General features: G+C 39.5%; 19 protein-coding genes and 1 tRNA gene. 9 read left to right on the top strand and 11 right to left on the bottom strand.

What is annotated here, in order from left to right:
- The first annotated feature begins 9 nt into the window (after positions 1-9).
- Complete coding sequence (gene pfkA, locus BUR11_RS04765; RefSeq protein ID WP_074223658.1) at positions 10-996, top strand: 6-phosphofructokinase; 987 nt, start codon at positions 10-12, stop codon at positions 994-996.
- Positions 997-1,055: 59 nt separating this feature from the next.
- Here the strand turns inward: pfkA and BUR11_RS04760 are convergent, their stop codons facing one another.
- The 3 genes from BUR11_RS04760 to fbaA all read right to left on the bottom strand — a co-directional run bounded on the left by BUR11_RS04760 (position 1,056) and on the right by fbaA (position 5,397).
- On the bottom strand, positions 1,056-2,099 hold the full coding sequence (locus BUR11_RS04760; RefSeq protein WP_074223657.1) for a BF3164 family lipoprotein: 1,044 nt from the start codon (positions 2,097-2,099) through the stop codon (positions 1,056-1,058).
- Positions 2,100-2,726: 627 nt separating this feature from the next.
- Complete coding sequence (locus BUR11_RS04755; RefSeq protein WP_074223656.1) at positions 2,727-4,277, bottom strand: alpha-amylase family glycosyl hydrolase; 1,551 nt, start codon at positions 4,275-4,277, stop codon at positions 2,727-2,729.
- Between the two features lie 58 nt (positions 4,278-4,335).
- A complete protein-coding gene (fbaA, locus tag BUR11_RS04750; RefSeq protein ID WP_074223655.1) occupies positions 4,336-5,397 on the bottom strand; it encodes a class II fructose-bisphosphate aldolase in 1,062 nt (353 codons plus the stop codon).
- Positions 5,398-5,912: 515 nt separating this feature from the next.
- On the opposite strand from fbaA, the gene BUR11_RS04745 reads away from it, so the two are divergent.
- Positions 5,913-6,785, top strand: coding sequence for a type 2 periplasmic-binding domain-containing protein (locus BUR11_RS04745; protein ID WP_074223654.1), 873 nt, complete (start codon positions 5,913-5,915; stop codon positions 6,783-6,785).
- Here the strand turns inward: BUR11_RS04745 and BUR11_RS04740 are convergent.
- From BUR11_RS04740 to dnaG, 5 genes are all read right to left on the bottom strand, one after another.
- A complete protein-coding gene (locus tag BUR11_RS04740) occupies positions 6,735-8,576 on the bottom strand; it encodes a tetratricopeptide repeat-containing sensor histidine kinase (RefSeq protein WP_159439206.1) in 1,842 nt (613 codons plus the stop codon). The two genes, BUR11_RS04745 and BUR11_RS04740, sit on opposite strands and share 51 nt — an antisense overlap.
- A 327-nt stretch (positions 8,577-8,903) precedes the next feature.
- Positions 8,904-9,683, bottom strand: a complete 780-nt coding sequence (gene surE, locus BUR11_RS04735) for a 5'/3'-nucleotidase SurE (protein WP_074223652.1) — start codon at positions 9,681-9,683, stop codon at positions 8,904-8,906.
- Positions 9,683-10,321 carry a hypothetical protein gene (locus BUR11_RS04730; RefSeq protein ID WP_074223651.1) on the bottom strand — a complete coding sequence of 213 codons (639 nt, stop codon included), beginning with the start codon at positions 10,319-10,321 and terminating at the stop codon, positions 9,683-9,685. The genes surE and BUR11_RS04730 overlap by 1 nt, the downstream gene beginning before the upstream one ends.
- A gap of 83 nt (positions 10,322-10,404) precedes the next feature.
- Positions 10,405-11,637 (bottom strand): bifunctional 3,4-dihydroxy-2-butanone-4-phosphate synthase/GTP cyclohydrolase II, encoded by a 1,233-nt coding sequence (locus BUR11_RS04725; protein WP_074223650.1) that lies wholly within the window; start codon positions 11,635-11,637, stop codon positions 10,405-10,407.
- 63 nt (positions 11,638-11,700) lie between these two features.
- A complete protein-coding gene (dnaG, locus tag BUR11_RS04720; protein WP_074223649.1) occupies positions 11,701-13,638 on the bottom strand; it encodes a DNA primase in 1,938 nt (645 codons plus the stop codon).
- Between the two features lie 162 nt (positions 13,639-13,800).
- Between dnaG and BUR11_RS04715 the strand changes: the two genes are divergently transcribed.
- The 6 genes from BUR11_RS04715 (at position 13,801) to BUR11_RS04690 (ending at position 21,264) form a co-directional block, all read left to right on the top strand.
- Positions 13,801-14,895: an Mrp/NBP35 family ATP-binding protein gene (locus tag BUR11_RS04715; RefSeq protein WP_074223648.1), complete on the top strand. Its 1,095-nt coding sequence runs from the start codon at positions 13,801-13,803 to the stop codon at positions 14,893-14,895.
- Positions 14,896-14,899: 4 nt separating this feature from the next.
- Positions 14,900-15,148 carry a NifU family protein gene (locus BUR11_RS04710; RefSeq protein ID WP_074223647.1) on the top strand — a complete coding sequence of 83 codons (249 nt, stop codon included), beginning with the start codon at positions 14,900-14,902 and terminating at the stop codon, positions 15,146-15,148.
- Positions 15,149-15,161: 13 nt separating this feature from the next.
- Positions 15,162-18,242, top strand: a complete 3,081-nt coding sequence (locus BUR11_RS04705; protein ID WP_074223646.1) for a T9SS-dependent choice-of-anchor J family protein — start codon at positions 15,162-15,164, stop codon at positions 18,240-18,242.
- Positions 18,243-18,367: 125 nt separating this feature from the next.
- Positions 18,368-19,129 carry a PASTA domain-containing protein gene (locus BUR11_RS04700; RefSeq protein ID WP_074223645.1) on the top strand — a complete coding sequence of 254 codons (762 nt, stop codon included), beginning with the start codon at positions 18,368-18,370 and terminating at the stop codon, positions 19,127-19,129.
- A gap of 4 nt (positions 19,130-19,133) precedes the next feature.
- On the top strand, positions 19,134-20,963 hold the full coding sequence (locus BUR11_RS04695) for a T9SS type A sorting domain-containing protein (RefSeq protein WP_074223644.1): 1,830 nt from the start codon (positions 19,134-19,136) through the stop codon (positions 20,961-20,963).
- A gap of 4 nt (positions 20,964-20,967) precedes the next feature.
- On the top strand, positions 20,968-21,264 hold the full coding sequence (locus tag BUR11_RS04690) for a rhodanese-like domain-containing protein (RefSeq protein ID WP_074223643.1): 297 nt from the start codon (positions 20,968-20,970) through the stop codon (positions 21,262-21,264).
- Positions 21,265-21,290: 26 nt separating this feature from the next.
- Here the strand turns inward: BUR11_RS04690 and BUR11_RS04685 are convergent, their stop codons facing one another.
- Positions 21,291-22,400 carry a site-2 protease family protein gene (locus tag BUR11_RS04685; protein ID WP_074223642.1) on the bottom strand — a complete coding sequence of 370 codons (1,110 nt, stop codon included), beginning with the start codon at positions 22,398-22,400 and terminating at the stop codon, positions 21,291-21,293.
- The gene (locus BUR11_RS04680) at positions 22,393-23,022 is read right to left on the bottom strand and encodes an HAD family hydrolase (RefSeq protein WP_074223641.1); all 630 of its coding nucleotides are present in this window, start codon (positions 23,020-23,022) and stop codon (positions 22,393-22,395) included. The genes BUR11_RS04685 and BUR11_RS04680 overlap by 8 nt, the downstream gene beginning before the upstream one ends.
- 103 nt (positions 23,023-23,125) lie before the next feature.
- On the opposite strand from BUR11_RS04680, the gene BUR11_RS04675 reads away from it, so the two are divergent.
- Positions 23,126-23,199, top strand: a tRNA-Ile gene (locus BUR11_RS04675).
- A gap of 83 nt (positions 23,200-23,282) precedes the next feature.
- Here the strand turns inward: BUR11_RS04675 and BUR11_RS04670 are convergent.
- Entirely contained in the window at positions 23,283-25,199 is a 1,917-nt protein-coding gene (locus tag BUR11_RS04670) for an alpha/beta hydrolase-fold protein (RefSeq protein WP_074223640.1), read from the bottom strand.
- Between the last annotated feature and the right edge of the window lie 38 nt (positions 25,200-25,237).

Here is a 25,237-nt window from a genome sequence, read left to right as displayed (position 1 = left end):
AAACCTTTAATGGAACCTAAGACTATCAAGAAAATAGGCGTATTGACCTCCGGGGGCGACTCACCTGGAATGAACGCTGCAATCAGAGCTGCTGTAAGGGCAGGTTTTTACTATAACTTGGAGATGTATGGGATTTATCGTGGATACGAAGGTCTCATTCAAAATGACATAAAAAAACTTGATTCCAAATACATCACCCACGTTTTGGAACGAGGAGGCACTTTCTTGAAATCAGCCAGAAGTGCAGAATTCAGAACTCCAGAAGGAAGAAAAAAAGCGTATGAGAACATCAAGTCTCATGGAATTGACGCCTTGGTAGTGATTGGTGGAGATGGATCTTTAACAGGGGCGCACTTGTTTTTCCAAGAATTTGGAATCCCTTCTATTGGATTACCGGGCACGATAGACAATGACCTATCAGGAACGGATTCTACCATTGGATTCGATACTGCCTGCAACACAGCCATTGAGGCAATTGACAAGATCAGGGATACTGCCACCTCACATGATCGACTATTCTTTGTGGAAGTAATGGGTAGGGATGCTGGATTTATTGCCATCAATGCGGGTATTGGTAGTGCTGCTGCCGCTATTTTGATTCCTGAAAAGAAGATGCCAATTGACCATTTGGTGGACAAATTAAAGATTAGATCCAAAGCCAAAAAATCCTCCAACATCGTGATTGTAGCAGAAGGTGGTAAAAGTGGTGGAGCAGGTGAAATCGCTGAAAAAGTAAAGAAATTCCTTCCATCTTATGACATCAAAGTGACCATCCTGGGTCACCTGCAAAGAGGGGGAGCCCCTTCTTCCTTTGACCGTTTGCTTGCATCCAAATTAGGGGTTGCAGCTGTTGAAGGTCTATTGCAAGGCAAATACGATGTCATGGCTGGTTTGATCAATAACAAGGTGGTTTACACGCCAATTAAAAAAGCAATTGTAGACGATAAATCGGTGGATGAGGAAGATTTTAGAATCGCAAAAATTCTTTCTACCTGATATTATTAAGATTCCAAATTAAAAAACTCCGGAAGTTTATTTTCCGGAGTTTTTTTGATTCAAGGAAGTTTAAAGAAAGCAATACCAGGATCACTATCTGTGGTGATTCCGTATATCTTTTCATTCTCTATATCCAATTCGATACTTCGAAGTGATCTATCTAAATGGTACAGTTCCAACAAATTACCATCCAGATCATAAACTCTTATAATCCTCGCTATCTCAGATGTTTGAGAGATTTCTGGCTCACTGATACCACCATAAAGGGCATAAATTCGATCATTCGTGATGGCGATGTCTCTGTACTGGTAAGGAGCTTCCCAAGGAAAAAGCAGTGAAGGTCCACTGGTTTTATATTTAACTTCAAAATCAAAGACTTCAAGATCAGGCCCATAAATAGTTTTAAATTCCTTTGTTTTTGAATTAAACACTTCGAGCTTATCATAATAAATACATGCGATAGCAAAGATCGATTTATCTTCATTTGACCTAAACCAGCCTGAATTTATCTGGGATAAATTATAATTATCTAAGTCATTCCTGGCTGTGAAATTTTCTAGCGTCCCATAGCCTTTTTCAAAATCATTGTCAAAGCCAAATTCAACCAATCGATGAGGAGAATCAACAAACATCCCTAAAAACGTTGAATCCGTCAGAAAAAGACAATCTGTCGCTTTAAAAAAATTTTCCGGCTGTTTTATCTGGTCTTTAGCAAGATCGGATGATTCAAAAAGTGAAAACTCACTTATTCGTTTCTCCATAGCACTATAAACCCAAAAGGTAGAGTCATTACTGCCAAGATCAAATCCAGAAACATCAGATAGCTCTCCCGGACCAAAACCAACCTTTCCATGTGAAAATTCATAGGTCATATCACCTCCGTTTACGACATGTAAAAGCGGTAAACCAGGAGCTATTCGCGGATGTTCTGAAACCACCAATTTACCTTTCTTGGACTGTATCAACATGGGAATTTTTATCTCCTCGAAATAGAATTTCTTAGATTTTAGCTCGACTATTTCTATGACTTCTTCTCTATCAGAGCAGGATACTGAACCTAATAAGATGGTATGGAGGATGAATAAGAAAAATTTGATTTTCATAATTAAAACTATTGATATACAGTTGATCCGGTATTAAAAATCCTTCTAATTCATTTACAAGAATCTGGAGTACCGAGGGATCGAATGAAATCCCTCTACTTGTAATAAGTATAGATAAGACTTTAGTACAATATGCTTTATTAAAGGATTTGCTATTAACTTTTTAAAAAGGAATAGTTGCGCATGATCTATTGCGCAACTATTTGAATTAATTAAACTTCAACAGGAGGGTCACAATTTGGAGTTCCATCTCTATCAAACGGATAGTTAGTTCCTAATCTATCGGTACATCCTTTGTCATTTGAAGCTCAACAATCAGCAGCAACCGCTGAAAAAGTCACCGACATGGCTCCTACGAAAACGAATAAAAACAAAGGTTTTGCTAATTTTTTAAGATTTTTCATAAATAATTAAGTTTATAAAATTGAATAGATAATCATATAAAAAATTTATAGTTGACCTAATTTTTATTTAAAAAATACAAAAATCAGTAAAAAGTCATACTTGGATAGTTTTAAATGACCAAATGTACTTTTAACTTTTAAACCGGTGGATGAGGAAGATTTTAGAGTCGCAAAAATTCTTTCTACGTAAATAAATATGATAAGGACTCCAAAAGAGTCCCTTTTATTTTGATAGTACCACTGAGGCGTTTTTGCCAAGACTTAGCTCATTTCCTTTCCACTTTACGCTTCCCAATTCATAAACAACCGTTTGAAAATCGCTTGGAATTGGCAATTGAACAGGCTTTTTCCCCACATTGTGAATCACCATTAAATTTTGGTCTCCCAACACCCTATTGAATGCCATGATTGATTTAGGGTAATTTTCTGTGGACTTTTCTAAACTTCCAATAGCCAAGGCTGGAGTAGAATTCCTCAAATGAATAAGTTCCTGATAGTGATGAAAATAACTGGATTCATCTTTCATTTGAATTGCAAGTGGAGTTACCGTAGAATCTGTGGAATAGATGGGTTTGATCCAAGTTGCTCTTCCCTTATCCTCCGCTTGTCTTTCCCATAAAAATGGCTCTCGTATATGTTCGTCAGGCTTCAAACCCAACATCCCTATTTCCTCTCCATAATACAAGTAAGGAGCTCCTGGCATGCTCATCAAAATAGCGATTGCCTGTTTGTACTTTGCCTGATCTGATTTCAGCTCATTTAAGAGCCTGGGTTGGTCATGGTTGGAAGATATGGTTGCATCAATAAAATCTGAAGTAATACGTTCATAGTAGTCCAACACACTCTTTTCTTTATCTACCAATAGTTTCCCATCTTCTTTATTCAGGGATTCAATCAAGGTATAATGAAAGTCAAAATTAAATAGGGCCGGCAATCCAGGAAGAAAAGGAGCCACCACCTCTTTTTGATCATACACCTCTCCTACCAAATACAAGTCTGGATTGATTTTGGTCATTTCAGACCTAAATTCTTTCCAGAATTCATGATTGTCTTTTGCCCGCTCATCCGGGTATATATGTTTGGCGGCATCTAGTCGAAAACCATCCACCCCTATTTCTTCCAACCAAAACTTCCCTATTTCAAAAATCTCCTTCCTTACCTGTTCATTGTCGAAATTCAAATCCGGCATTCCACCATAAAAAAAGCCATAATAAAAATCCTCCCCATCTCCTGGATCATGCCATTGCCTGATATTGTCCGAATCCAACGTGACCTTTTTCTTTTCAATAAAGTCCGCGATCGTATCTTTTTGAGCCCAAACATAATAATCCCGATACGGGTTATCCCTGCCTTTTTTTGATTCCAAAAACCAAGGATGTTCGCTACTGGTATGGTTGATAATCAAGTCAATCACCACCTTCAAATCCCTTTTATGAGCTTCCTCTAACAAGTTCTTAAAATCCTCTAAAGTCCCGTAATCGGGATGAATTGCCTTATAATCTGTCACATCATACTTATGGTAACTGGGAGAAGGCATGATCGGCATCAGCCAAATCGCATTGGCTCCCAAATCTGAAACATAGTCCAACTTTTGAGTGACCCCATTTAGGTCACCTATCCCATCTCCATTGGTATCAAAAAATGACTGGACAAAGATTTCATAAGTAATCCCTGCTTTAGGCCAATAATTCACAACATTTGGGGGAACTTGGGATTCACAAGATGTAAGTAGGGTTACTCCCATCAAGACGAGGATTATGTTGGATATTTTCATTGGAATAAGACATAAAAAAAAGTCACTTGAATTGAAGTGACTTTTTTGATGAATTCGATTAATTTCTTCCTACTGCATTTAGCATATCGAAAGCTAGCTCTAATCTTTTCACGAAGTTCTCTTCGCCTTTACGCAACCAATTTCTTGGATCGTAATATTTTTTATTCGGGCTATCAGCTCCTTCAGGATTCCCTAATTGAGTCTGAAGATATCCTTCATTCTTTTTGTAATAAGCAAGAATACCTTCCCAGAATGCCCATTGCATATCGGTATCGATATTCATTTTGATAGAACCATAGGAGTTAGCCTCTCTGATTTCTTCTACAGAAGATCCAGAACCACCATGGAACACAAAATTCAATGGCTTACCAGTAGTTCCATATTTCTCATTGATGAAATCCTGAGAATTCTTCAAGATAATAGGCTTTAAGCTCACATTACCAGGCTTGTAGACACCGTGAACATTTCCAAATGCCGCAGCGATGGTAAATAAATCTCCGATTTTCTTCAGGTTTTCGTAGGCATAAGCCACTTCTTCTGGTTGAGTATAGAGTTTTGAAGAATCTATGTCGGTATTATCCACACCGTCCTCTTCTCCACCAGTCACACCCAATTCAATTTCAATAGCCATATCCAGCTTGGCAAACTCTTTAAAGTACTTGCAAGAAATCTCAACGTTTTCTTCCAATGGCTCCTCCGAAAGGTCAAGCATATGTGAACTGAAAAGCGGTCTTTTATGGGTAGCATAGTATGCTTTTCCAGCTTCTAACATCCCGTCGATCCATGGCAATAATTTTTTCGCAGCGTGATCTGTATGCAAAATGACAGGAACCCCATAAGCCTCAGCCATTTGGTGCACGTGATGAGCCCCGGAAACTCCACCGGCAATACTTGCCTTTTGGCCATCGTTGCTTAATCCTTTACCCGCAAAAAACTGAGCTCCACCATTCGAAAATTGAATGATCACAGGTGAGTTTACCTTTTTTGCTGTTTCCATCACCGCATTCACTGAATTGGTGTTAATTACATTGACAGCAGGCATTGCAAACTCATTCTCTTTGGCGTAAGCATAAAGATCTTTCAGTTCTTCACCGTATTTTACTCCAGGTTTAAATTTCATATCTGAATTAGGTTTGGTTATTTCTTAAAAAAGTGTGTTTCCAGCACTTATTTATCTTCAATCGGCTCAAAGATATAAATACCATCAATAATATCCCTTACATCTAAATCTAAATTGTCATATAGACCGAAGATTCAGCGATTTCCCTATCCCTTCTTTCAAATAGTAAAGTGTTTAAAGCTTCATTTTGAAAAAGAAGAAGGAAAATTCGGTTTTGAATGCGTGAGAAGTATAAACTCTAAAGGGCTGGTTCCATGAACCATGCTTTGATTTTTTCTTCTTTAGCAGTAAATACAAGATGGATAGGAGGAGTCAACTTTCTTGAAAACTGATTTATGGGCAGGCTGTCATTAACACCATGCTATTAGTTGGGTCATTAGTATTCCTTGCAGGACTTAGTAACCTTCTTATCCAAGACGGGAAAGCCACTCTTGATTAAATTTTCCATTTTTTGATGAGTCGAATCAATTTTAGGGTTGGCTTTTATACTTTTACCGAATCAAATTCTGATCCCCATGAAAACCTTAAGAATCACAGGAGTCCCCGAACACTTTAATCTGCCTTGGAAAAATGTAATCGCTAGACAACCATTTGCCTCCAAAGGAATTGAAGTGACATGGACAGATGAATCCAGAGGATCTGGTCAGATGAACAAAGCCATCCGAAATGGGGAAACAGAGGTAGCCTTAGTTCTAACTGAAAGCTTTTTCCAAGATTTTGAAAATGGTAGTCCGGCAAAAATGGTGGGCTTCCATGTGAAGTCTCCTTTGATTTGGGGAATACATATTCATGGTAAATCCCCAGTTAACCAATTATCGGAGATACAAAAACCTTCTTTTTTAATAAGTAGAATGGGTTCCGGTTCCCAATTAATGTCCTATGTTTTGGCAAAAAGGGAAAATTGGGAGAAGGGAAGCCTATCCTTTTCCATTATTGGAAATCTACCCGGAGCATTGGAAGCGATGGTGCCCGAGAAGCCTGAAATGTTTTTATGGGAAAAATATACCACCAAACCATGGGTGGATTCTCATGAATTAAAGAGAATTGGGGAAGTTTCAAGCCCTTGGCCATGTTTTGTTATGGTTGCATCCGACAAAGCTTTGGAGGCCTTCGGAGATGTCATTCTACAACTCAGAGATATGGTATATAAAGAATCATCTCATCTTCAACAATCGAAATCTACTGTTTCAGAAATTGCCACCAACTATGAATTGAATCCGGAAGATGTGGAGCAATGGTTAACCCAAACCCAATGGGCCACCAAAGCAGAAGTTTCTAAGCAGGAACTACTGAAGGCCATGCAAAACATGGTAGACTTAGGGATATTGAAAAAGGAATTAAGCTTGAGAGATTTCCTTTTTAGCAGAGGTGTTCGAATCTTGGATTAAGTCTCCCTGAGGGATGTCTAAACAAATTCTTGTGCCTTCCCCCTCTTTGCTCTGGATGTAAATTTCGCCCCCATTCATTCGGACAAATTCCTTGCACAGCTGAAGGCCAAGTCCAGAGCCTTTTTCCTGTTCAGTTCCCTTTTGGGAATCGGTGATTATGTAGTCCTTGCCTAAAATTTCTTTGATTTGGGATGCTTTAATACCAATCCCATGGTCTTGTACACACCATTTTACGAACTGACCTTTCGGTGAAGTAGTAATCTCCACAGTCCCATTCCTTTTTGAGAATTTTACCGCATTGTTTAAAATATTCCTCACCACCACTTCCATCAAATCCTGATCTGCATATACCAGCTGGTCTTTTTGCATCAAATTAGAAACTACTATTTCCTTTTCTTTGAGCTGAGGTTCGATTAAAGTCAGGTTAGAAGCTACCAAATCATATAAGTTGAAGGGCATTTTTTTAAGCTTAAAACCTTCCATCTGGGCCATGGACCACTTTAAGGTATTGTTCAGGGTAAAGTGAACCGAGTTAATATCTTTATTGAGTACTTTCAGCAACTCCTCAAATTCCTCCTTGGTAAGCATTCCTTGAATCAATAAATCAACTACCGACTTCACTTGTCCTATTGGAGCCTTTAAATCATGTCCCAAAATAGAGAACAGTTTATTCTTGGTTTCATTGATTTTTTCGAGCTGCAGTGATTTAGCTTCTAGATCTATATTTTGATCCTTAATCTTTCTTTTCTGCTCCAAAAGGAAATCATTGTATTTCTTAATGTTTCTATTCAATAGGAAGAGCCATATCAAAAGACCCAATATCAATACAATGGCAATGGCAATGATGTAATAATTTCTTCTGATTAACTTTAATCTTTGCGCCTGATTTTCATTTTGCTCCTTTAGTAGGTTTAATTCGGATTTATCCAAATCCTCCTGGAACATCCCTTGAAGGAGCGCAATTCTATCCCTGTTGCCTTTATCCACTAAAGAATCATTTAAAACCACGTAGGTACTTTGGTGTCGATAGGCATTCCTTATATCTCCCTTTTCTTCATAGACTTGCGCCAAATATTTATGGTTTTTAGCCAACTCATCCAAGAACTTGTTCTCTTCTGAAACCTTGACACCTTCAAGCAAAACTTTTTCTGCATCACTTAATTTGCCTAGTTTCAAATACGTTGCTCCCAGTCTGTGAGTCACACTTGCTTCGGTGGTTTTCACATGTTGAAGTCTTGCTTCATTGAGCGAATTTTCAAATATGGAAGCGGCACTATCGTAATTCCCGGTAGTATAATAAATATCACCGATGACACGATTAGCGAATGCAGTCAAGTAAGGTGAGCCTGCATTTCTATTAACTTCGATGGCATATTTGGCATAATATAACGCTGAATCCAGTTCATTTTTCTGACTGAAATTATAGGCCACATTGTTCAAACTTCGGATCTGAGTATAGAGGTCACCTTCCCTTTTACTTAGCAAGTATGCTTTTTTGAATTGTTCAATTGCCAGATCAAAATTCTGCTGCTCGTAATACAAGGCCCCCATTGAATTAAGAAGCCTCGCTGCGACTTTCATATTATCAACCTGAAGGGCTAGCTCATACGCATCTTTTGAGAAATCAAAGGACTTTTGGTACTGACCCCTTCTATAATATATCCATCCGATATTTTCCTTAGCCAGACTTTCACCTGAGATATCTCCAATAGAATGCGCTAATCCTTCTGCTTCTAACGCATAATTAAAAGCGGACTCCTGTTCAGATTCTCTCAAATTGGTTGCGAGCAAGTTTAATGTTTCGACACGAGCTTTCCCCTCCGTATTATTTAATACCGATTTTAAGCTATCAACATTTACTAATGATTGCGCTTTACCCTCAAACGATAGTATGAGGACCATTATAAAAAACAAAAAATTGCCTAGCTTTCTTTTCACGCCTGAAATTATCAATCTTGACCTAATCCTTCAATAAATAAAGTGTTAGTCAATTTTACCCAATTTTTTAATTTTCCTATCTCTTCGCTGCCCAAAAATAAAAGAACTCAGAACTTTACCATCAGAATTCTGAAAAAATCACTTAAATAAATACATTAAACCCCTTGATTTTCAAAGAAATCAAAGTTTATCCCAATCCCATTCTTTATTGATCTGGCTGATCGAATGGTGTGCAGTTAAATCATACTGGCAGGGTACAATGGATACATAATTATTGGCAATAGCCCACTCATCATTATCCTCTCCTTTATCAAAATTCACGAAGTTGCCCGCCAACCAAAAGTACTTTCTGCCATTTGGATCATATCGCTCATCAAACTCCTCTTGCCACTTTGCATCCGCTTGCCTACATACTTTTATTCCTTTGATATCTTCATTCCTTTTAGGGGGGAAATTTACATTTAAAGCTACCCCTTTGGAGATTCCATTTTCCAAAACCTGTATGGCTATTTTTTCCACCCATTCCTCCACATGAGAAAAATCGGCATTAGAAGAGTAATCGCACAATGAAAAACCGATGGAAGGAAGTCCCTCTAAGGCCCCTTCAATAGCTGCTGACATGGTTCCTGAATATAAGACTGAAATAGAGGTATTTGAACCGTGATTGATCCCACTTACTACCAAATCAGGAGTTCTATCTTTTAAAACATAATGCTTTGCCAGCTTCACGCAGTCAGCAGGCGTACCACTGGATTTGTAGGCTTTCACATCTTCAAAGATCTCTTCCTCAGTTAGTCTCAGTGTCTCTCCTATGGTAATGGCATGCCCCATACCTGATTGGGGACTGTCTGGCGCTACCACCACGACTTCACCCAACCTTTTCATCACAGAAACTAAAACTCGTATTCCCTTGGAAGTGATCCCGTCATCATTTGAGACAAGAATAAGTGGCTTAGGCATTAGTTTTTATTCAATTCGTTGTAATAGGCAGTAATCCTTAATAAATCCCCTCTCTTGTCATGTTCCAATCTGTTTTTTCTCATAAACAAATCTATTTCATCATCATAACCTGTGAGGTAATTATACAACTCTTTTTTCTTCAAGTTGTATTTTTGGATTCTACCATTTTTGAAAAAATAATAATTAAAGGCTAATCGGTATCCGGTCATGGTTTGAGGTCCCCAAAATGGGTTCATTCCCATCGCCCCATATGCCCCCATACTTCTGGAATCTGTTGCGATGTACTCTCTACATAGTAATGCGATGTCATCACCCTGCGTAAGAACTTCAAAGAAGATAGGTGTTTCATAATCTCCATTTAAACTAAATGGGAGACTATAAAAGGTTCTAACGCCTCCAAAAATCTCATCATATATTTCAAAGTTTGAGACATTGGATGCGGTCAAAGTTATAATGCTCTCGCTTTTTAGTTGAACGAGGTTATTATCCAGATCGTATTTGATAAGTCCTGAAAAGGTCTGCCCGTCAGCCCCATAAATATTTCCTTTATGCCAAACTTGGGAAGGAAATTGATTTTGAGCCATGACAGTCACAAGGCCAAAGAAAACTAAGCTCAGGGTGAAGATTGCTTTTTTCATGGTTGTAGTCATGCCTTATTTAACGTAAATCTAAAATTTGGGTTAGAATTACTTTCTTTTCGAAACTTAATTTAACAACATTTTTACTTTAAAATGTTGTGTCCCATTTTATCTCTCTTGGTTTGTAGGTAACGCTCATTGTGAGGATTTGGTAATATTTCTATGGGCACTTGCTCCACAATTTCCAACCCATAGCCAATCAAACCCACTCTTTTTTGGGGATTATTAGAAATCAGCCGGATTTTACTAATATTCAAATCTCTCAATATTTGAGCTCCAACACCATAATCTCTGCTATCCATTGGAAGACCTAAGGCCAAATTAGCCTGCACTGTATCCATTCCTTGTTCTTGGAGCTTATACGCCTTCAACTTATTGATCAAACCGATACCTCTACCCTCTTGATTCATGTATAATACCACTCCTTTTCCTTCCTTTTCTACCATATCCATGGCAGCATGCAATTGTGGACCACAATCACATCTACAAGAACCGAAAATATCACCTGTTACACAGGAAGAGTGTACCCTGACCAATACTGGTTCATCAGGTTCCCAAGATCCTTTGATCAAGGCCATATGGATTTCCTCTGTATTGGTTTGTTTGAATGCGATTAAATCGAAGTGCCCGAATTCAGTAGGCATCTCCACTCCAATTTCCCGCTTGATTAAGGATTCTTTCTTCAATCGGTACGCAATCAAATCCTTGATTGAAACAAGTTTGAGATTAAATTTTTTGGCAACGCTCACCAAATCATTCAACCTGGCCATGGTCCCATCCTCATTCATGATTTCTACCAGCACACCAGCAGGAGAAAAACCGGCTAACCTCGCAAAATCAATAGCGGCCTCGGTATGACCTGCCCTTCTTAATACTCCGCCTCGCTTAGCTTTCAATGGGAAAATATGACCCGGCTTTCCTAATTCATTTGGATCAATGCTATCATCTACCAATGCCTTGATGGTTTTTGCACGGTCTGAGGCTGAAATACCTGTGGTACATCCATGGCCTATTAAGTCAACTGAAACAGTGAAAGGTGTTTCAAATGCAGCTGTGTTTTGGCCCACCATCATATCCAAGCCTAGTTTTTCACATCTATCTTCAATTAGAGGCGCACAGATAAGTCCTCGTCCATGAGTCGCCATAAAATTGACGATCTCTGGAGTAATCTTTTCTGCAGCACATACAAAGTCTCCTTCATTCTCTCTATCCTCATCATCAACGACAATGATTACTTCACCATTTTTGATTGCTTCGATCGCATCTTCAATGGGATCTAATTGATAATTTTCCACAAGATTTGGGTTTGAATTCATATCGGAACTGCAAATTTACACGCTTTCCTAACAAAACAGGTTGCAACCAAAGAAAGTTTGGTTTTACCCAATGACAATTCCAAGTTCTTTATCTATTTCTAACTGAACCTTTTTTAACTCAAAATAGATTTTTTGCAATTCATCTATTTTCACATCTGCTTCCTGGTCTGATTCGGCTGATTTTATCTTTTGCTTCGCCTCTTCCATCATTTTTTGAACCACCCTCCGCTTCAACCTCAAGATGGATTTAAATCCAGTCAGGGACAGATTATCGGATTCAGTATTGATAAAAATCTGATGTCGTTCATGCCAATGGTTGGAAACCTCATGTCTTGGGGTTACCAAGTCAATGATCTCCTGACGCATTTCTTCATCCTTTTGCCTGATAAAAAGGTCTACAGAAGGCACTTCCCCTCTCCTTAAAATCTGCCGATAGGTCAATAGTATCTTTTCATATACAGGTGTTTCAAACTCCAGATCCTGCGTTTCTGCCAGTAAATAATCGCACAGATGAAGCTCTTCCTGATCCAGAGTTTCCCATCCATAATTAATGAGTAGTCGGACCATTTCCCGCTCCTGAACTTTTAAAATATCAGAAAAAGGAGTTCTCTCTTCCGTAGGTAGAAATTCTTCAAACCCAGTTTCAGGTATAGGCGGATCTTGTTGCTGATTGTAATGGTCCTTTTGAGTTTTTAATAAGGACTTATTTAACTCCGTATGAATTACATCTTCTTCAACTTCCAATAAAGTTGCCGCTTCTTTCGCATATACGGACCTTATGATAGGATCAGGTATTTTTCCTATACTTTGGATCACCTCACGGATTACTTCTGCTTTCCGAATTGGATTTTTTACAAACTCGTCTTTATACAAGCCTATTTTAAAACCGATAAAATCACGTGAATTTTGCGCCAAATAGTCTTGGAATGCCTGGCTTCCCACTTTTCTTGAATAACTATCTGGATCTTCCCCATCCGGGAACACCACCGCTTTCACATTTAATCCTCCTTCCAAAAGAAGATCAATCCCTCGGAGAGAAGCTTTGATCCCAGCAGAATCTCCATCATAGAGAACCGTCACTTGATCTGTAAATCGCTTGATGAGTTTGATTTGTCCGTCCGTCAAGGAAGTTCCAGAGGAAGCCACCACATTCTCTATCCCTGAAAGATGAAGAGATACCACATCTGTATAGCCTTCTACCAAATAGCAATTGTCCTTTTCCCGAATGGCCTTCTTTGCCTGAAACATGCCATATAGCACATCACTTTTATGGTAAACCGCAGTTTCAGGTGAATTAATGTATTTAGGCTGGTTTTTATCCTTTGTGAGAATTCTGGCTCCAAAACCAATGGGTTTCCCCCCGATATTGTGAATGGTGAATGTTACCCTCCCCCTAAATCGGTCATATACCCTACTGGCGTCTCCCTCTTTTTGAAGGATAAGCCCAGCTTTCAGTAAAATCTCTTCCTGGAACCCAGCAGATTTAGCAGCCTTCAACAAATGGTCCCAACCATCTAAGGCATAGCCTAGATCAAATTTCTCAATGATCGCTGGGGAGAATCCCCTTTCTTTGAAATAGCTAAGACCTATGGATTTTCCTTCCGGCGTTTGGAGGTTTTTCACAAAAAAATCTCTTGCAAAACCCAAAGCGATATACAGGCTTTCGCGTTCGCTTTGAGCTTGATCCTGCTCAGGGGTCCGCTCTTGATCTTCCTCTACCTCAATCCCGTATTTTCCTGCCAGGTGCCGGATCGCCTCTGTAAACCCAACTCCCTCTATATCCATCACAAACTGAATGGGATCTCCTGCTTTTCCACAACCAAAGCATTTATAAATCTGCTTAGCGGGAGAAATCGAGAAAGAGGGACTCTTTTCATTATGGAAAGGGCAGCAAGCCCACATATTCTGGCCTTTCTTTTTCAAAGGCACATAATCCCCTACCACCTCAACGATGTCTACTCTTTCTTTTACTTTATCTGTGGTAAGTTTACTGATTCCCATGGGTACATTTAAACGACAAAGGTATCTTTCAATTTATTAAAAGGAGCGAAAATGTCCGAACTATTTACCAAATACCTAAGTTAATCGAACATGAAGTAACTCTTTTGACTTTTCTAAGCCAGAGAGAGTCCCTAAATTGCAAAAAAATTCAACAATCATCCGATGCATTTATCTGCGGAAGCGATCCGAAAAACACTTTCCAGAGTACAAGATCCTGATTTAAAAAAGGATCTGGTCACTTTGGGAATGATTCAAAAAATAAATATTGAAGGCAACAAAGTCAGTTTTAACGTGGTATTGACCACTCCGGCTTGTCCTTTAAAAGAAGTAATCAAAAATAATTGTCTGGAGGAGTTAGTGGCGGACTTTGGAAAGGATATTGAGTGGGACATCTTTATGACCTCTCAAGTTACCACTGTGAGAGATGCCGCTCCAGTTCTTCCAAATGTTAAAAACATCATTGCTATTGCTTCAGGTAAAGGTGGCGTGGGAAAATCAACTACTTCAGTCAACCTTGCTGTAGCTTTGGCAGAATCAGGTGCAAAGGTGGGACTTATTGATGCGGATATTTCCGGACCTTCTATTCCTACCATGTTCAATGTGGAGGGAGAGCAACCCTCTGTCAAAAAAGTTGGGGAGAAAAATATCATCATTCCGATTACCCAATATGGAGTAAAGTTGATGTCCATTGGGTTTTTGACTCCTTTGGAAAGTGCTGTTGTATGGAGGGGGCCTATGGCAAGTTCAGCATTAAGACAATTTATTTCAGATGTAGATTGGGGCGAGTTGGACTATTTATTGATTGATTTACCTCCTGGTACTTCCGATATTCATTTGACCATGGTGCAAACTGTTCCAGTCACAGGAGCAGTCATTGTTACCACTCCGCAAAAAGTTGCGCTGGCCGATGCAAGCAAAGGCTTATCCATGTTTAGACAGGCACAAATTAATGTTCCCGTTTTAGGTGTTGTTGAAAATATGGCTTATTTTACGCCAGAAGAATTACCCGATAATAAATATTATTTGTTTGGTAAAGAAGGTGGCAAGAGATTAGCTGCAAAATATGAAGTACCCCTTCTTGGTCAAATCCCAATAGTACAGAGTATAAGAGAAAGTGGGGATACGGGATATCCAGCTGTAATGAAAGATGGATTGACAAAAGAAGCCTATATGGATCTTGCTGAAGAAGTAGCTAGGCAAGTAGCCATTAGAAATGCCTCAAATGCTAAAACTGAGGTAGTAGAAATTAAAGGTTAAAAAAATGGAAGCAGAATTAAAAAGTAAAATAGAGTTTGCCTTGGACACCATTCGACCCTATTTAGAGGCTGATGGAGGGAACGTGAGAATTGTAGAGGTAACCGATGATATGGTATTGAGAATTGAAATGATGGGATCTTGTGGTTCTTGTCCGATGTCCTCTATGACCTTAAAAGCTGGTGTCGAAGACGCAATCAAGAGAGCGATCCCTGAAATCACCAAGGTGGAAGCCATCAATCTGACTGTCGCCTAATATTTGAATCTGGATGAAAAAAGGTTTTCGCTTTTATTCAAAAGCCACTTCACTCCTTTGTGGAGCTATTTTTACGTTTTCAATATCATTCGCCCAGCAATTCAACATCGTTGATGTAACCGGTCAGACAAGTAACAATACCAATCATGCGCATACTGGAAAGTGTGCGCATGCTTTTTTAGAAGCCAAACAAGAAAAAGAACTCGGTTTTTTTGGCACCAAACAATACTTTGAAAACTGGGTAGACCAAAAAATTGAGGCAAGAAAAGCCAACCCTCAGATTTCTGCCAGGGCCAATTCAGAACATCGATTGATTCCGGTAGTGGTGCATATTGTGCATAACGGACAGGCAGAAGGCGTAGGACCCAATGTACCTACCAGCCAAATTTTAGAGCAAATAAGAATATTAAATGAAGATTTCCGCCGTTTAAACGCGGATGCAGTCAATACTCCGTCAGAATTTTTACCTGTCGCAGCAGATGCTAACATTGAATTTGTATTAGCAAAACAAGATCCCAATGGTTTACCTACCGATGGAATCGTAAGAATTCAAGGTCCTAAAAACACTTATAATCCAGAAACTGACGCCACAATTATCGGGCAATTGTCCCAGTGGAATCCTGAAGAGTATTTGAACCTTTGGGTGGTTCCCTTGATCAATCCCTTTATAGGATATGCTTCCTTCCCTATCTCCGACTTACCAGGGCTAAATTCTCCGCCTACCTCAGCAATCACTGATGGGGTAACGATTGATTATCGTTTTTTTGGTGTCGGTGGGAGCGCCATATCCGCTTCTTTGGGAAGAACTGCTACGCATGAGGTGGGCCATTATTTTGGATTGAGACATATCTGGGGTGATGGTGGATGTGGAGTGGACGATTTCGTTGCGGACACCCCGGAGCAAGATGCCTCCAACAATACCTGTAGTCCCAACTTCACCCGCACGAGCTGTGGGTCTATGGATATGATTCAAAATTACATGGATTATACCCCTGATGCATGTATGAATTTATTTACACAAGGGCAGGTGGAGCGATTCAATGTGGTCTTGGAAAACAGTCCCAGAAGAGTGACCCTTGTGAACAATAGAGCCACTCAAGAGCCTGAATTACTCGATTTGGACCTCGCTATTTCCAAAATTATTTCTCCTTCAGAATACATCTGTTCCACCACAGTGAGCCCGATTATTGAAGTTTTAAATGCAGGAAACAATAGGCTTACTTCTGGAAGAATAGAGTTGAGAAGAAATGGAACGCTTCTGGAAAGCAAAAGAGTGACCTTCGATTTAGAGACTGGTGAGTCTACCTTAGTAAGTTTCAATGATTTTATTTTACAGACTTCTGGAACAACGGTTGAATTCAAGATCATAGAGGCAAATGATCAGCCTGATATGAATGAATCCAATAACATCAGAAGCTCTATGCCATTGATCCAAGAGGAAATCACGTTGCCTTATACGCTTGATTTGACGAATTTCCCTGGACAATTTACTGTTGACAATCCGGATGAGAGCTTTACTTGGGAAAAAACCACCCGTTCGATTTCAGGTGTAAGTCAGTCTTTAGTTACTATATCCAATTACAATTATGAAGCACCTGGAGAATTAGACTATTTCATTTCTCCTTTGATTAATTTAGAAGAATATCCTAATGCTCAAATTGTGTTTGAACTTGCCTATGCAAATTATGATCAATCCGGTTTCGAGGATCAATTGATTGTGGCGGTTTCCCAAGACTGTGGAAATAATTTTGATTTGGCTAACGCCACCTATCAGAAATTTGGTCAAAGTCTGGAAACAGTGGAGCCAACCTTAGATGAATTCTTTGTATCTACCTCCTCTCAATTCAGAACTGAGATCGTCAATTTAAGTGAATACAGGGACCTGGGTACGATACGCTTCGCGTTTATCAATCAAAACTCCTACGGTAATAATGTATACATTCGAAACATCCGTATTCTACCGACAGAGCAATTCAAGTATGAACTGTCCATCAATGAAATGATTACCCCTTCTCCGATTGCAGACGGTGAACAGGATAATGAGATATATCTCCTTCAAAACACTGGAAATCTACCTGTTTCTAGGTTTATCTTTTCTAAGAGTACAAATGATGGAGTAACACAAACTTTCTTGGCCAGTGGTTCCAGCGTAGAACCGGGTGAGAACTTTACTTTATCTTCTCCAAAATCTACTGCCTCAGGCAAAAACAAAATTGAGATAGAAGTTAGGCAGCCAAATTTTGATCAAAACGGCGACAATTCAGATGACTTAACCCGGTATGTTATTGAAGATGATAATACCATTCTAACCCCTTGGAGACAGAATTTCAATAACTCATCCAGTATTACTCCGATCAATCAAACCATCAACCCAGAATCGGATCAGACTGCTTGGGAGATTATCCCTATCAATTCTGGAGAAGGACCAAACAATGTGGCCAGGCTTCAAAACCAAGAAGAAGGAAATACCTACTGGTTGGGAACCTCTATATTTGATTTAAGCAGCAGAAAACAAGCCAGTGTTTTCTTTGATTTAGCGGCAGGGGAAGTGAGTAGTACTACCACCTTCAATGTATTGGTAAGTACAGACGGAGGCCAAGACTTTTCCATCGCATACCAAATTTCCGGATCAGAAATTTCTACTGTGTCTTCTGGTGAAGCCAATCCAAACTCAGTGAATGACTATGCCAGAAAATATGTCAACTTAACTGAATACGCGGGATTGACAGATGGTAAAATTAGGCTGGCCTTTGTGGTAGCTGGTGGATCTAGCGAGGACAGTCCGATTTATCTGGACAATATTGAATTATTCCAAAGTGCTAACCCGGACCCCGTTATTCCTGGGGAAGGAATGAGTATACTCTACCCTAATCCTGCACGAGACCTATTCAATATTGCATTTAATTTAGCTCAGTTTGAAGATGTAAATATTCAAGTGATCTCTACCTCGGGTATGGTTGTCCAGGATTTAAATTACCCTGGCACCCTCAACCAAACGTATTCTTTTAGTACAGAATTATTTTCAAAGGGAGTATTCATCATCAAAATCACCAGCCCTACCATACAGGAAACCAGGCGTTTAATAATAAATTAACTTGTTTTCAGGCCGAAGTTCATTCTTCGGCTTATTTTTTGTCTGTGGTTAAGCTGGTTTTTGGGAATCTCTTCGTTGTAGGGTTTCAATTTCCCATGTATCTTTAGCTATCGTAACATTTCAAAATGAGTTCATTTAACTATTCCATAAAGAAAGTATTGATCAATCTATTTATTGTGATCGGGCTTTCTGTATTACTAGGTTACTTATTTCTGAAGCTTTACCTTCCTATGTACACCAATCATGGTGAAACAGTATCTGTTCCTGACTTGAGCGGATATACCTTTGAGGAAGGCAAAAGTATTTTAGAAGATGCAAGTTTAGAGTATGAGGTATCGGTAGACTCTGCTTTTAGCACAGACGAAAAACCTTTGGCAGTTCTCAAGCAATTTCCGGAAGCAAATTCACAGGTTAAAACTGGAAGAAAAATCTATTTAACCCTGAATGCCAGAAATGCACCAATGCTTAAAATGCCTAACTTGGTGAATACACCCCTTAAAAATGTGCAGGAAATCTTGGCAAACATGGGCTTAGAAAGAGGGGACATTGTGTATGTACCAGACATTGGTATCAATGTGGTATTGGAGCAAAAATATAGGGGTGTGGATGTACCTGAAGGATTCGAAATTCCAAAAGGGGCCAGAATTGACTTAGTGGTGGGTGACGGATTGGGAAATCAGATCTTAGAAGTCCCAAGTTTGACAGGAATGGATGAAATTGACGCAGAGTTTTTAATCTTAGGTTCTGGATTAAGAGTTGGAGATAAAAATTTCGCTGAAAACGATACCGTAGCTCCTGGTAAAATCTTTATGCAAATTCCTCCTGCAGGAACTCAAGTAAAAACCGGAGAACTGATTGAGCTTTGGATCTCTAAAGAAAATTTTTAAATCAATGGGCAAAGGCCTATCCCTCATTTGTACATGTGCCTTCCTCCTATTTTTAGGCTTGGAATTAGAGTCTCATGCTCAAATCGTGGAGTTTGCCCCTATCCATCAAGTAAAAATCCCGAAAAATACTGCCGAACGTCAACAGTTAAGAATTCAAGATACGCAACCCATTCCTTTTTGGGATGACTTCTCTCAAGGATTGGACACCATGGTTTGGGAGGTAAACGGAGCTTCCTATACAGAAACTATCGGAATTGATGCGCCCTCTGTAGGACAAGTATTGTTTAATGGAGTGGATGCCAATGGTAAGCCCTATTCCCTCTCCCAAAGGGATATTGGTATTACTGATATGTTGACCTCCAAGGTTTTTGATTTATCTGGCCAAAACTCCAACTCACTGTACTTGAGTTACTTTTGGCAAGCAGGTGGAAAAGCAGAATATCCCGACAGCAACGATCAGTTCTTTTTACAGTTTCTAAATGAATCAGGAAATTGGATCACTGTATGGAATCAATTTGGAGGAATTGAAGAAAACCAAACCATGTTCTCCCAAGAAATCATTCAGGTTGGACCTGAATATCAGCATGAGGCATTCCAATTCCGATTCGTAGCGGATGGAAGACAAGTAGGCCCTTTTGATAGCTGGATTTTGGATTATGTGTATTTCAATTACGGTAGGTCAACCACTGATTTGAACTACAAAGACAGAAGTCTAACCCAAGTAAATCAGGTTCAATTAGGAGATTATGCTGCTTACCCATTCCCATTAATTGAAGGTAATCAGGAGGGTTTTTGGAGTAGAATTGAGAATCAGTTTTACAATTTAGAGAACAGGTTTAGAGCGATGGAATACACCATTCAGCTGCGGGATACTTTGACGAATAGCATCGTGGCTATCAATCAAAATACCCCCTTTGACCCAGTACCTAATTCCAAAGAAAGAAGGAGCTTTACTAGCAATGAATTTGATGAAGCTCCTATTTCGAGTGGTGCATCTGCCCTAGAGTTCAAGACTTCCCTTACTACTGGTGATGATTTGTATTTTGAGGTAGACGGAAATGACACGACATTTTTTCAGACCCTTGATTATCGTGTAAATGACACCGTAAAGAGCTATTTCCCTGTTCAAGACTATTTTTCTTATGATAGGGGGACCGCAGATTATGCTGCAGGCATCAATCAAAAATCAGGAATGCTAGCCGTGAAATATGATACTCCGGAGGAGGTCTTTTTAAAAGGGATTTCCATCAATTTCACGAATCCCAATCAAGCAAATCAAGCCATTGACATTCTAGTTTGGAAAGACTTAGATCAAGGACCTATTTATAGAAGAGAGGACTTGATACCTGTAAAAGAAGCCGGAGAGGAATTCTTGTACTATTCCTTGGACACGAATATTCAAGTATCCGGAGAATTCTACATTGGCTACGCCCAGTTTACCAACGATTTTATTCATGTAGGACTTGATAAATCCAATGACCAAGGAGACAAGTTATATTATAATGTCTTAGGAGCTTGGGAAGAAAATACGGAAGTTCAAGGAGCCATGATGATCCGACCTCATGTCAGTGTGGATGCTCCCTTTGAAGAAAGCTCTGTTCCTGAAGCTAGATTGATAAAAGTCTTCCCAAATCCTGTGGAGACTATTCTGAATTTGGAGGGGAGTTACAGTGATTTACGGATTTTTGATTCTTTTGGCAGGGAGATTTTTCTACAAAGAGAACGTAGTCAAGAAGGGGAAATTATTAATTTTACAGGACAACATCCTGGAATTTACGTAATCAATGTAGTTTCGGAAGATGGATCTCAATCAATAAGAATTTTAGTTAAATAGAAATATGGAAGATATTACTGTAGAAGACCTTAAAGCCAGGTTAGACAAAAACGAAAAATTTGTATTCATAGACGTTCGTGAAGAATGGGAATATGATGATGATAACCTTGGGGCTATGAATATTCCTTTAGGAGACTTGCCTCATAGATTAGATGAAATCGATCAGTATAAAGATCAAGAGATCGTGGTGCATTGCAGATCTGGGGCCAGAAGTGGCAATGCCAAGAAGTTTTTGGAATCCAAAGGTTTCACAAAAGTTCGAAACGTACTCGGTGGAATAATGGCTTATAACAACTTATAAAAAAAGCTCCCTTTGTGGAGCTTTTTTTATGAAAACATAAATGGTTTGGGTGAGAAGCTGATCAGGAAAATTAGGATTGCTATCCAACCAATAATTTTTCTCGAGGTGCTTATTTCTCTCAAACCCGAGACTTCTGGGTGCTTTAAGCCCATGATTCGTCCCAGCAGGAACCCGAAAAACAACCAGCCTTGATAACCTTCCCATTCAGGTTTTACAAAAGCAATGGCATATTGAACAGCTGCCAAGCTTAACACAATCGTCAACTTGTTTTGGACACTTAGCCCTGACTTGCTGTAGCAGATGTAAAGAAATGCCAGATAAAGAGGGATTCGAATCAACAAATCATCACCTGGCAAATAAGGGGAAATAAATCCCAAACCGGCATATCCTATAAACCCCGTAAAGGCGATCAAAGAGACATACTGATGGGACTTTGGAAAAAGTCCAAAAATCACATGTCCTCCATCCAACTGGCCTATTGGCAGTAGATTAAGTGAAGTGAAAAACAAGGCCAAATATCCCGCAAACAGAAAAGGATAATGAATTACTTCTGCCATCTCCGGAAGTCTTTCTGGATCTGCAAAAACTTCCCCCAACCCAGAAAAAAGCAGGTTATTACCCAGCTCAAAATCGATGGCGTCCTCCCCATATCCTTGGAAGCTTTCATCAGCGTATTCAGGATGGATTTCATAAATATAATCCGCCGGAGGCAATGTAGAAAAGCCGTAAATCAATACACCCAGTGCTACAACAAATCCAGCCAAAGGACCTGCCACACCAATATCAAAGAATTTCTTCCTACTGTTGACAAAGCCTTTCATTTTGATCACCGCTCCAAAGGTTCCAATGGAGGGGATACCAATAAAACCAAGCCATACTGGAATAAAGAAGGGTAAACTACATCTTACTTTGTGATATAAAGAGGTAAAGAAGTGCCCCAACTCATGAATCAATAAAATCCCAATAAAAGGGATGGAAAATGCCGTAGCCTTCCAAAAATCATCTAAGGTGAGGAAATGTTCCCCTGTCGCCAACACTGACTTACTCATCACCCATTCTCCCCCTGCGAGAGTGGCTGTGATTAACGTGAGAATAAATAATAGACTGTGAACCAGAAGTTCCTTTTTGCTATACATGCTTTAAATAGTCAAATATGATTTGAGGTCCAGTCACATGGACGGCTTGGATACCAATGGATTTTGCTCCTTTGACATTTGCTTCCAAATCATCAAAGAAAACCACCCGTTCAGGTTTGGTTCCTAATTGTTCCACCATGCTAAGATAAATTTCTGGAGAAGGTTTTGACATTCCCATTTCATGGCTATAAAACACATGTTGAAACAGGGGATCAAAATTATCCAACTGAAAATCTTTTCTCAGCATGTTATAGACTGCTTCTATATGGATTTCATTGGTATTGCTTAAAATCCCCAATCTATATTTGTCCTTTAATTTTGAGATCAAATCAATTCGTTCGGCAGGGATATTTTTGAGCAGCGAGTTCCAGATATCATCTACCTTTTCATCATTCCAGTCTTTTTCGAAATAATCTCTAACCTCCTCTCTGAACTTTTCAGAATTAATTTCACCTTTTTCATATTTTTTATGAAACTCCGTCAAGTAAAATTGATCCACCTTATCATGATGATAATCAGGCAATTCCTTTTTGATTAAATCCAAAGATTTTTGGTAGTCAATATCTACGATCACATTACCGAGATCAAAAATCAAAAAATCCGCATCAGGAACGTTTTTCATGCACTAATTAGGTTGTGAATTTGATTTCAAATATGTAACATTGCACTCCCAAAACCAAGGTTTAGGACAAATAGAACACGCTATTACCTGCTTTGATTTTGAAGGGCCTATAGCTCAGTTGGTTAGAGCACCTGACTCATAATCAGGTGGTCCCTGGTTCGAGCCCAGGTGGGCCCACTCAAACCCCGATTACTTTCAGTAATCGGGGTTTTGTTTTTATGATTTAGGTAAAGAGCTCAAGAAATAGGAAGCCTAGAATTCTAAAAAATCACCTGAGCAAAATTATACAAGTTGTTTCTCCATACTGGCCAAGTATGACCTCCAGGATACTCTGAATAGGAATAATCCACCCCTATTTCGTCAAACTTTTTCATCATTATCTGGCAGTTCTGATAGGCGATATCCTGTTCTCCTCCCATAGCTATCCAAAATGACTTTAGATCCTGATTGATTTTAGAAGCATTTTCTTTCATAAAGGCATATTGGGCATCCACAATTTCTGTCTGCCTACCGGCTATCCAACCCGAACTAAAGACTCCCAAATAGGAGAACAAATCAGTGTTATTTACACCTGCATACAAGGTCTGTAATCCTCCCATGGAAAGTCCAGCTAAGGCTCGATTGGCAGCACTGGACTTAGCCCTGTAATTTTTCTCCACGTAGGGAATCAAGCTTTCTTTGAGCTCCCGCTCAAATTGCCTTAGGCCATTTTCAGTAAACGCACTGGCTGGCATATTCCCATCTGCCATCACCACCAACATCTTTTTTGCCTTACCTTCTGAGATCAAATTATCTATTATAAGATCGGTCTTCCCTTGTCTTGCCCAACCTGTTTCATCCTCTCCTCCTCCATGATAGATATACAAAGTTGGATAGGTTTCCGCTGTATTCGTTTCGTATCCCGGTGGAGTATAGATGAAAAATTGCCTCCAGGATCTCAGCGCTGTCGAAAAATATCTTACTCTTCTCACTTCCCCGTGTGGCACATCTTTTAATTGATAGTATCCATCTCCTTTAAAAGGCACTTCAATGCCACTTGCAAACCTACCCATCCCATAAAATGCCTCACTGGATGGGTCCACCACAGCCACTCCATCAATGATCAAGGAGTAATAATGAAAACCCTCACTCAAAGAATCGGTCATCACTTCCCACACTCCATCTTCCCCTTTGATCATATCATATTTCTTACCCAGGTCCAATTGGATTTTTTCAGCTTCAGGAGCTTTGATTCTGAACTTGGCTCTGTGATCAGGATAAATCTGAGGGTATTTGGAGTTTCTAATATTGGTAGCCGCCGGGGTCCCTATGGGACTATATTTATTGAATTTTGATTGATCTACTGGCTTAAATAATAGCTGGGAAAACATGTACAGCCCATTCTTCCAGACTTTAAAATCATGCCCTCCTGATTCCAAATAATAGATATGGGGAACCTCCTCTTGTACCAAATAATCGTGAGTTCTCTTGCTGAAACTAAGCAGCCCATCTTCATTCCCGCAGGAAATCCAAAGTACCTTCAATAATTCTTTGGCTTTTGCTGGGTCAGGAACCAAAACCTCAGGAGCTTTGGTATTGGGAGCGGAAGAAAATCCTCCCACCCAGGCGAACTTATCCAAATTCCCTAGGCCAAAATTCAGGGACTGCCCTCCCCCCATTGACAGACCTGCAATCGCTCGGTTTTCCCGATCAGTTAAAACAGGATATTTCTTTTCTATAAAAGGAATCAAATCATTCAACAAATCTTTTTCAAACCTAGCAAATGCCTCTACTTTTTCAGGAGCCATGATATTTCCTACAGCCCTATCATCCTTCATCGCTCGACCATTTGGCATGACTACAATCATGGGCTCCAGTTTCCCCTCCGCATACAGATTATCCAAAATCACTTCAGGATGCCCTCCTTTCAACCATTCTTTTTCATCACCTCCAATACCATGCAATAGGTATAAAACCGGATACTTATCACTTTTGGAATAACCTGGAGGTGTATAAACCAGCGCCTTTCTGGTCGTCCCAACCGTTTTGGATCGATATTGAATAGAATCAATCTTTCCATGGGGAATCTCAGCTTGAACTTGATCAAAGCCTGCAGGTGCTTCTTTTTCCAGAACTTGTCCTATTGTCGTGTTTCCAACAAGGCAAAACACAAAAATCAACTTGAAAAATCGTTTCATATGGTTTTAGGTTTATGGGTTTGAACTAGGCCTAATTT

This window comes from Algoriphagus halophilus (assembly GCF_900129785.1).
GTDB lineage: Bacteria > Bacteroidota > Bacteroidia > Cytophagales > Cyclobacteriaceae > Algoriphagus > Algoriphagus halophilus.
The sequence above is the reverse complement of the archived record's forward strand: the minus strand, read 5'-3'. Positions and strand labels throughout refer to the sequence as shown.